The organism is Paenibacillus tyrphae, assembly GCF_000722545.1.
In the GTDB taxonomy this organism is placed as follows: domain Bacteria; phylum Bacillota; class Bacilli; order Paenibacillales; family NBRC-103111; genus Paenibacillus_G; species Paenibacillus_G tyrfis.
Genome location: NZ_JNVM01000031.1, coordinates 139,825 through 148,440, shown reverse-complemented (window position 1 = coordinate 148,440; position 8,616 = coordinate 139,825). Strand labels below are relative to the sequence as shown.

Genomic DNA, 8,616 nt, shown 5'->3' with positions numbered 1-8,616 from the left:
CTCACGTTACGGGCTCAGTCCCAATCGCAGCCTGTCCCTTTTTTTGTCATTCAGCCTCGTCCGCGGCCGGCTTGATCCAGCCAGCGGAGCAGCGCGTGACGCTCGATGATGACGCTGAGCGATCGACGCCAGGTGATCGCGTGTAGTCCGACAAGCACGGCCAATGCGGCAGCTTGCACCGGAACGGGTGTCAGCACCGAGAACCCGACGCCGAGCGCAAACCCCAGCACATTCGCTCCGGCATCGCCCAGCATGGCTTTGCCACGCAGGTCCGCGCCTGCGAACACTCCCGCTCCGATCGTAAGCGGAACCAGCAGGCGCCATACGTTCCAACCGGCTTCCGTTCCACTCTCCCTCCAAGAGGCAAGCCATACGAGCAAAAGCAGCGAAACAAAAAAGCCCTTCAAGGCCCGTCCGGGCCGAACATCAAGCAGATTGACCGCATTGGTGGCAAGCAGAATAAGAAGCAGCTTGAAGGGCAAATACCACAGCATATGGCTATCCGCCGCGAAGGTTGCCCCGGTCCCGCTTCGAAACATGTCCGCTTCCGGCAGCAGGATAAGCATTCCAGCCACCAAGGTTGTTCCCGCTTTGACGATCCCGGTCGTTATCCTCCGCTGTTCGATCAAAGCCTTCCAATGATTGCACAGCCCCTTAACCTCCCGCTCCCCGAGCAGATCGTCAAGCAGTCCCGCAAAACCGACCATCGTGACCGCCAGCATCCATCGGTCTGTATTGGGCCAAGTGGAAGGCGCTACGCACGCCTCGTACAGATACCACAGCAGAAGCAGCAGCCAAAGAAGCACGCCTCCGGCTGTCGGAACAATACGTCCACAGTAGTTCGTTTCCGAGAGCCCGTGCTCCTGCAAAAAACGCATCGTTCCGGGCAGCAAAACGGCTCCTACAGCGATCAGCAAGCCCGATGGGACCGCCCATGCCCACAACCAACCGGTCACGGTCAGCATGCCGGTTTCCGCCAGCACTGCCACAAGGTGAGCCCAACCTCGCAGAGCTGCTTGCCGCGATGGAGCCATCCCTGCCAAGTCCGCCCGGTCTCCCGGTGCCGGAAAGGAACCTCCAGCTCGACGATCCGAAAGCCGAGCCTGACGGCATCAACCATCATGCCGACCTCGGCGCCAAATCCTTGGTACTTCCTTTCACAGCGCCGCAGCACCTCGCTTCGCATCGCCCGTTGCCCGGATAACGGGGCTCCCGAGGCGTACCCGCTAAGCAGACGAACGCCGCGGCCGGCCAAGCCTCTGACCAGCCCGAAGCCTCCCGGGATGCTTGCCGGCGGAAGCTTCGCCACGGCCAAATCCGCTTCCCCCCGCAGCACAGGCTCAAGAAGCAGAGGGAACTTTTCGGCGGTGCTGCCGAGATCGGCGTCCAGAAATACGACAATCTCCCCTGATGCCGCTTGCCAGCCCGCGAACATCGCCGCTCCTTTGCCCGAATTCACGGGAAAACGCAATACGACGTCAGCCCACGCGCAAGCGACGTCTCCCGTGCCGTCGCGGCTTCCGTCATCCACCACAATGAGCTGCATATCGAATGAAAAATCCGCTGACGCGTGCGCCTTCGAGACCGCTTCCAGCGTCGAAGCCAGCAACCGGGACTCGTTCCACGCAGGAATAATGACGGATATAAGAGGAACCATTGGCGTTCTCTCCCTTCTCTCAGTGCAAAAAACGGACAAAGGATAACCATGCTGCCCCCGGGCTTGCCAGCTTACGCCGTTCGGTTGCCGGGTATAAGCGGCTGATCCCCCGTGCATCGACAAGCCTGCTCCCGATCTTCATCCGCACCAGCCATGTGCTGCCCATGCCTTTGCGTCCTTTTTCCATAAAATCCTGCATATGGCTGTGCAGCCCAACGGTGACAATCTGCTTGCAGCCTTGTTCGTACGCCAGCAGGAGCGCCGCATCCTCGCTCGTTCCTCCCGTCGGCAGCGAAACCGCTGCAAGCCCGAGCCGCCGAAGGCGCTCCATCCCCGGAGCCGCTCCGTTCCGATAGCTATGTACGATGAGTTCAGCCCCGCTGAATAAAGCAAGATCCGATACGCTGTCCATATCCCCTATAATGATATCGGGCTTGTACCCCGCTTCCAAAATAGCGTCAGCCCCTCCGTCCACACCGATCAGCACCGGACGAACTCTCCGTATGTAACGTTTCAGAGCGGCGAAATCTTCCCGGTACCCGCTTCCACGCACCACCACCAGCGCATGCCTTCCGGGCAGCTCGGTCCGCAGCGAAACGGGCGGAAACGGTTCAAGCAGCTGCTCCTTTTCCTCGGCAGCGTATTTCAGTGTATTCTCGATAAACCTGGCGAGCTGCTTCGGCTCGGAAGCTTGTGCGGCCCGGTATCCGGCGAGCCAGCTTTGCCGGGTAAACCGGCGGCAAGGCACCCACGACGTTCCCATATCGATCCCGTGATCGGTCACGGTAACGGTCCGGGAGGTGTTCAGCAGCTCAAAGGCATCCGGAGACGTCTCCACAAGCGGCGTACCCGCCTCCAGAAGCTCCAAAACCGCCCGGGAGGCAATCGTCCCGGTCATCGTCCGGCCCGTGTTCACGACGGCGGACACACGGGCCTGGAGCAAGCCGCGCACAGCCAACTCGTCCATATCATCGTGCGCCAGCACGGCGATACGCCCCGGTCCCAATCGTTGAAGCAGCCGCTTAGTGCTTCGGTCGCTTTCCGTTATGCCGGTAATGGGCAAAAGTCCCGTTTTCGATTTCCATCTCATAGCTTCATCCCCAATCACGTCAAGGAATCCAGCGCCTGCTCCACCCTCGTTACCCCTTGAGACATCGCATGTCCGCTGGTCACTGCCGACGCCATAGCCGTCGCCTCGAGAATTTCTTGCCGGGATGCTTCCTTAGCCAACGCTTCTTGAACGTGATACAGCGTACACACCTCGTTATTCGCAAACAAGCCGATGCCAAGGGCAATCAACTGCTTTTGCTTTTCATTCAGTGCTCCGGGGGCAAAACAAGCGACTGTAAAATGATGGTATGCTTCCACCATCGTCGGCATAAGCTCTTTCATGTGGCCGACACCGACCTTATAAGAGTCGACTTTTTGCAAGCTGTTCGCTTGATGCATCGCGGCGCCTCCTTCCGGTTTTCCTTGGTTTAGCTTCCCCTCGTTCCAAAGGCATATGCAAAAAGAACAAATTCGTGTCCAAAAAAAATCAAAAAATACCGAAACCACTTACAATATTCTACAAAAATCGATTTTATCGTATGGTATAATTAGTTTTATCCTAGGGTAAGGAGTAGATTCAATGCAAAAAACATGTCAGAAAATTGTTCGTGTTCAGAATGGTCTGATTACGGAAATTTATGATGGCTTGGTTTACCGAGACTTCAGTGACAATGAAAGCGCATTGAAGGAATTGCTGATGGACGATATCGGTCTGGATTTTGATTCCGTACTCCATACTTACGAGCAGCTCATTTACGAGTTGGCCTGCTCCAGTTCGGAACTCCGCTCCTCCATCATGAAGCGTCTGCCCGAAGGCTGGCTAGATTGGGCACACGATTTGTATTCCGACAATAACGCCGAAAATAAGGCCATGCTGCCCATCACGCAGTCGATCCTATAATTGCCTGACGTCAGCCGCATACTTGGTTAAGCACGTCCCATACTAAGCTTAAACTCATTTAGGCGGAGGTGCTTCTTTGAAATGGTTGACAATCTCGAAAGCAATTACGACTGCTCCAATGCAGGCGGCGATCTTCAAGAGCTGCAGCAGCAACTGGCCGGGATTCAAAACACCGAGCTGGACGAACAAGCCCAGCAAACGGTCAACCGTCTGGAGAATCAGATTCGGTTCATCAAGAACAAGTGCGATATTCGCCCTTGATCTGAGCTTTTGAAGAGAAAAGCCAGCCCTTCGGATATCCATCCACGGCTGGCTTGCTTGCATTTGTGGGATTTTAGTTTTCGCATAGCAGCCCAATGTCGCTAACATTATGAATGACATGGAAGTTCAATAGTTGATAGGCCGTCATCGCGTTTAGTTTTTCGTGTAAATCGTAAATCGCGACATCACCGCGTGTAGTTTCGCCCAGTTTGATCGACACATGGCATTCCACATAGACAGGTTCAACTTGTGTGCGAGCGGCCATCGTATAGTTGACGATACCATCGGAAACAAAGTAGGCATGGTTCTTATCGGGCGTCAGAAAAGCGTCAACGATTTCGAAGTCACCGTTACCCGAATCAATGACGAGCTTGATTCTTTTTAACACGGTTGCAGCCCCTTTCTTTTTTAAATTCCTCTTCACAAATTCATCTAGTCAACGCACGGCACCGTTTAGGTGACCAGTAGAGTCTAGTTTCAGCAATATAACATACAAAATTTAGATGATAACTCAGAATTAAGAAATGGTGAATGTAACGGCTTTGTTTGTAGGAATGAAGCCCCCCCTATTCGTGAATTGAAAGAGATGAAACTTTTTGTTAAGATGTACTTAAATCATGAAGTCAATATTTCGATATGTCAACATGTTGTGCATGAAATTATAATACTTCTTACTACCCAAAATGTCAACATGTTGTGCAAATATTTTAGGAGGATCCTCATGTCGGTTCGGTGTAAACTTGGAGACATTATGAAGCAGCGCAGGCTTTCAAATAAAGATGTCGTTGCGTTAACAGGAGTTAGCCGGAACACCATTACTTCGTTGGCTGCTAATGCCACAAAGAGAATTGATTACGATACCCTAGAGGGACTTTGCCGTGGACTTGGTGTCACGCCAGGAGATTTGATTGAATATGTACCCGACGATAACACAAAGACCCCGTAGCAGCGATATGCTGCTATGGGATCTTTGTTACGATCACGATATTTCGGAAATCATTAAATTTCATGAAACGTCATACTATCAAGAATCTCTTGAAATTGTTTGCTAGAGCTTTCATAAGTATCCTCGTAGGAGGATTTAGAATGGTATAAAAATGGGAGTCCGACTCAAATACTAGTAGGGTATCTATCCTTTTATCCCAGTCATTCCTATTTACATATTTGATCTGAAGAGCGTCGAAGCCCAGTATCTTTGTCTGCTTTTCCTCGATAATTTCCTTTTTGGCAATATTCCTTCCTTTCTTAACATGTTCCAGATATTCAGATAGCTTCAGATTTTTAATACTATTATCAGCTTTTGAATCCGAATACATAAGTAGCAATGTATATTTGAAATACCGGATAGCAAGCTGAGCACCGGATACGTCCATTTGTCCGGTATCGACTGATTTGGTTATGTCAGCGATATTTTCCCATAGGCCATACACAGTAAAATGGAACTTCCCGTCTTTGCTTGCAAATTGTCTTTTACTCTCGATGATAACTGTACGGCTTTTTTCATCCCAATCGACTTTTGCATCGACGGATTCGGAGATAAAACGAATAGGAACAAATGTATTGCCGTCAACGATAGTTGGGGCAACAGGCAGAACGATTGCTTTGCCGTTTACAATTGCATCAGGGTTGCCAATTTGCAGTTGGATTTTTGTCTCTTCCTTTTGTCCAATTATAGTTTGGTTTTGCTCATCCCAGCGGATTTGAAGTCCCAATCGCTCAAAGATAGGTCTGAATTGGACAAGTGTCGTCGAATTTGTAATCACTGGCGGAGCACTAAAAGAAACCAGATTGGCATCAAGGATTACTTTAATCTCAGTTGCTTCAGATTTGTCTCCTCTTGCTAACAGATTGTTTTCGAAATGAAACAAGATTTCGTTGGCTTTCACGTTCTCCGGAGCAATGAGCAGCATGAGAAAAACGAGGAGGATTAAAATAGGATTAAAAAATGCTACTAGTATAGGTTTCACTTCTACACTCCTTTTAATTGTGCGGTATTTAAATCAAACAGCCAGTCTGCAGGAGTGCTTGATTCATTTGCCGGCGCGACTGCTTCCTTAGCAGTCGCCGCTCCCCAACCACTGATCACAATAATCATAAGCGCCACGATGAAAGTCAGTAAATGTTTCACGCTACTTTTCCAGTATATACCGTAATTCTACACTGGGAATCCGCGGCATACTAGGGAATGTTCGTTCGCATAAGGATAGCACTCCACGAAAAATAAAAACGCCGAGCCCATTAGGGCCCGACGTAGGAAAGCTCACTTATTTCACGATACCTTATGCTCAATCCGCAGCTTATCAGCAACCATCGCGATAAATTCGCTATTCGTCGGCTTCGCCTTGCTGATATTAATCGTATAGCCGAACAAATGCGAGATGCTGTCGATATTGCCTCGTGTCCAAGCGACTTCGATCGCATGGCGGATTGCCCGCTCGACGCGGCTTGGCGTTGTTTTGTACTTTTCGGCAATCGCCGGATACAGCGTCTTCGTAATCGCACCGAGAATTTCGATGTTGTTGTATACCATCGTGATCGCTTCACGCAAATATTGGTAACCTTTAATATGAGCAGGCACGCCGATTTCGTGAATGATGGTTGTGATGTTGGCATCCAGATTTTTGCCTTTCGGCAATTGAACGACGTTCGCTTTCTGCGACGACGAAGAGGACACAGGCACAGCTGGGCTTGTGCCGATCAACTGCCGAATCCGGTTCGTCAAAATTTCCATATCGAACGGTTTCAAAATGTAATACGAGGCGCCAAGCTGAACAGCTTTTTGGGTAATGTTTTCTTGACCGAAAGCGGTGAGCATGATGATTTTCGGCTGCGGATTCAAATCCATCTCCCGCAGCTTCTCAAGCACGCCAAGACCGTCCAGATGAGGCATAATAATGTCCAAAATCAATACGTCCGGCACTCGGGGGCCTTGCTCGATTAGACGAAGCACATCATTTCCATTGTAAGCAACACCGCTCACTTGCATATCGGCCTGATCATCGATGAATTCGGAAAGAAGATTAGTAAACTCTCGGTTGTCGTCTGCTAAAAGAACTTCAATGGTTTGCAACGGTAAGCGCCTCCTTCATTTGCGGCAATTCGCTTTAGCATTATTTACCTGTAATACAATTTCGACATGCACTTTAAAATTCCTTCTGTCGAATATTATTTTTCTGGATTTTTTCTGATTTTTATTTTATAATTAATAATTTACTTCACCATTATACATCATTCGACAAAGAGCGATTAAATGCTACATAACGTATCTACAATCTAAAAAGCGGAGCAAACATTTACGTACTTCACACAAAAAAACCGAAGGCCATTAACTGGCCTTCGGTTCTGTTGTCCCCGTATTGGAAGGACGAAGCATAATGCCTGCATCCTGCAGCATCCATTCGATAAAGCATCCGTAGCCGCTCGTCGGGTCATTGACGAAGACGTGAGTAACTGCTCCGATCACTTTGCCATTCTGGATAATCGGGCTTCCGCTCATGCCCTGCACGATGCCTCCGGTCTTGTCCAACAAGCGGGAGTCGGTAATTTTGATTACCATCCCTTTGGTAGCCGGATATTCCTGCTTCGCCACATGAACGACCTCGATATCGAATTTCTCGACCTTCTGGCCGTTAACCACCGTATAAATCTGCGCAGGACCTTCCTTCACCTCTTCGGCGAAAGCGACGGGCAATGCCTTCTCGCTGTAGCTATGCCCTGGCGTATCAAACATTTTACCGAAAATGCCGAACTGCGTATTTTTCTCAATATTACCAATGGCTCTGCTTTCCTTGGAGAACTGGGCGCGCTTCTCCCCCGGCTCACCATTCTGGCTCTTCGATATCGAAGTGACGTTCGAATGCACGATTTCTCCGTTGCCTACCATGATCGGCACTTGGGTGTCCATATCGGTTATGACGTGGCCCAGCGCTCCGTATACGCGTTGATCGGGGGCATAGAAAGTCAGCGTTCCGACCCCGGCGGCCGAATCGCGAATATACAGCCCAAGCCTGTACGCCTTGTCCACGGTATCATACGCTGGAGTGATCGGAATGTCGAGCGTTTCGTTTCCTCGGCGGATCGTCAGCATAATCGGCTTTTTGTCCTCTCCCGCCGTTTTGACGAGATCCGCTACCCGGCTTACGTCGCTTACGGTTTTACCGTTCATTTTGACGATGAGATCGCCGAGCTGCACCTTGGCCTCTTCGCCCGGAGACGTTTTGCGGTCATCCGCGATCGCAACCAAATGATGCCCGACAATCATAATCCCGGCCGATTTCAGCTTCACGCCGATCGTCTGACCGCCGGGAATCACTTTTAAATCAGGGACGACATTGACTTTCACCGTCTTGAAAGGAATTTTACCGAATAGCTTCAGCTTCATTTCAGCTTGTCCGGCTTGATAAGATTCAAGTGCAATAGGATGATGAAGATCCACTTGGAATGAGTGCCTTGCCGAGCCGTTGACCTTGAGCACTTCCGGATGGTTGACCGTTACCTGCGCGCTGACGGGCATCGCCAGCTTCAATTGGGTTTGCTGTCCGGTGAAAAGCCGGAGCTCCTCGGGGAATGAGGCAAAACTGCGGAAAGGGGTGGTGAGGCTACCCAAACAAACGAAGAGGACGAGCAGTAATCCAATCAATCTTTTTCTATGGTTGGAACCCAATTCGCTCACGCTCCCTTGCTTCCTTTGCTTAGCGGCACGCGGCTTGCGACTTCCGGCTTCAAAGCTGGCTGCACCGCCGTTTGT

The 8,616-nt window shown here is 50.5% G+C and carries 12 protein-coding genes; 3 read left to right on the top strand and 9 right to left on the bottom strand.

What is annotated here, in order from left to right:
• Positions 1-50: 50 nt before the first annotated feature.
• Genes ET33_RS29090 through ET33_RS29075 form a run of 4 tightly spaced genes read right to left on the bottom strand, consistent with a single transcriptional unit; the run spans position 51 to position 3,106 of the window.
• Positions 51-989 (bottom strand): hypothetical protein, encoded by a 939-nt coding sequence (locus ET33_RS29090; RefSeq protein ID WP_161783577.1) that lies wholly within the window; start codon positions 987-989, stop codon positions 51-53.
• Complete coding sequence (locus ET33_RS29085; RefSeq protein ID WP_036690298.1) at positions 959-1,657, bottom strand: glycosyltransferase family 2 protein; 699 nt, start codon at positions 1,655-1,657, stop codon at positions 959-961. The genes ET33_RS29090 and ET33_RS29085 overlap by 31 nt, the downstream gene beginning before the upstream one ends.
• 19 nt (positions 1,658-1,676) lie before the next feature.
• Positions 1,677-2,747, bottom strand: coding sequence for a putative cytokinetic ring protein SteA (gene steA / locus ET33_RS29080; protein WP_235206845.1), 1,071 nt, complete (start codon positions 2,745-2,747; stop codon positions 1,677-1,679).
• A 14-nt stretch (positions 2,748-2,761) separates the two neighbouring features.
• A complete protein-coding gene (locus ET33_RS29075; RefSeq protein WP_036690296.1) occupies positions 2,762-3,106 on the bottom strand; it encodes a carboxymuconolactone decarboxylase family protein in 345 nt (114 codons plus the stop codon).
• A 181-nt stretch (positions 3,107-3,287) separates the two neighbouring features.
• Here ET33_RS29075 and ET33_RS29070 point away from each other — a divergent pair, with 181 nt between their 5' ends.
• Both ET33_RS29070 and ET33_RS29065 read left to right on the top strand, forming a co-directional pair.
• Complete coding sequence (locus ET33_RS29070) at positions 3,288-3,608, top strand: hypothetical protein (RefSeq protein ID WP_036690293.1); 321 nt, start codon at positions 3,288-3,290, stop codon at positions 3,606-3,608.
• Between the two features lie 81 nt (positions 3,609-3,689).
• On the top strand, positions 3,690-3,869 hold the full coding sequence (locus ET33_RS29065) for a hypothetical protein (RefSeq protein WP_036690290.1): 180 nt from the start codon (positions 3,690-3,692) through the stop codon (positions 3,867-3,869).
• Between the two features lie 73 nt (positions 3,870-3,942).
• Here ET33_RS29065 and ET33_RS29060 read toward each other — a convergent pair whose 3' ends face one another.
• Positions 3,943-4,257 (bottom strand): hypothetical protein, encoded by a 315-nt coding sequence (locus tag ET33_RS29060; protein WP_036690288.1) that lies wholly within the window; start codon positions 4,255-4,257, stop codon positions 3,943-3,945.
• 198 nt (positions 4,258-4,455) lie between these two features.
• Here ET33_RS29060 and ET33_RS40475 point away from each other — a divergent pair, with 198 nt between their 5' ends.
• Positions 4,456-4,815, top strand: a complete 360-nt coding sequence (locus ET33_RS40475; RefSeq protein WP_327204071.1) for a helix-turn-helix domain-containing protein — start codon at positions 4,456-4,458, stop codon at positions 4,813-4,815.
• A gap of 70 nt (positions 4,816-4,885) precedes the next feature.
• Here ET33_RS40475 and ET33_RS36755 read toward each other — a convergent pair whose 3' ends face one another.
• The 4 genes from ET33_RS36755 to spoIVB all read right to left on the bottom strand — a co-directional run bounded on the left by ET33_RS36755 (position 4,886) and on the right by spoIVB (position 8,532).
• On the bottom strand, positions 4,886-5,836 hold the full coding sequence (locus tag ET33_RS36755; RefSeq protein ID WP_051775779.1) for a copper amine oxidase N-terminal domain-containing protein: 951 nt from the start codon (positions 5,834-5,836) through the stop codon (positions 4,886-4,888).
• Positions 5,837-5,838: 2 nt separating this feature from the next.
• On the bottom strand, positions 5,839-5,997 hold the full coding sequence (locus ET33_RS39055) for a hypothetical protein (protein WP_161783576.1): 159 nt from the start codon (positions 5,995-5,997) through the stop codon (positions 5,839-5,841).
• A gap of 141 nt (positions 5,998-6,138) precedes the next feature.
• Entirely contained in the window at positions 6,139-6,939 is an 801-nt protein-coding gene (gene spo0A, locus ET33_RS29045; RefSeq protein ID WP_036690284.1) for a sporulation transcription factor Spo0A, read from the bottom strand.
• A 255-nt stretch (positions 6,940-7,194) separates the two neighbouring features.
• Positions 7,195-8,532 carry a SpoIVB peptidase gene (gene spoIVB / locus ET33_RS29040; protein WP_179223834.1) on the bottom strand — a complete coding sequence of 446 codons (1,338 nt, stop codon included), beginning with the start codon at positions 8,530-8,532 and terminating at the stop codon, positions 7,195-7,197.
• Between the last annotated feature and the right edge of the window lie 84 nt (positions 8,533-8,616).

Coding starts and splice junctions, on each gene's coding strand:
- ET33_RS40475 (WP_327204071.1), top strand. CDS start 4,456: ATGAAACTTTTTGTTAAGATGTACTTAAATCATGAAGTCAATATTTCG.
- ET33_RS29070 (WP_036690293.1), top strand. CDS start 3,288: ATGCAAAAAACATGTCAGAAAATTGTTCGTGTTCAGAATGGTCTGATT.
- ET33_RS29075 (WP_036690296.1), bottom strand. CDS start 3,106: ATGCATCAAGCGAACAGCTTGCAAAAAGTCGACTCTTATAAGGTCGGT.
- ET33_RS29085 (WP_036690298.1), bottom strand. CDS start 1,657: ATGGTTCCTCTTATATCCGTCATTATTCCTGCGTGGAACGAGTCCCGG.
- ET33_RS29065 (WP_036690290.1), top strand. CDS start 3,690: ATGGTTGACAATCTCGAAAGCAATTACGACTGCTCCAATGCAGGCGGC.
- steA (WP_235206845.1), bottom strand. CDS start 2,747: ATGAGATGGAAATCGAAAACGGGACTTTTGCCCATTACCGGCATAACG.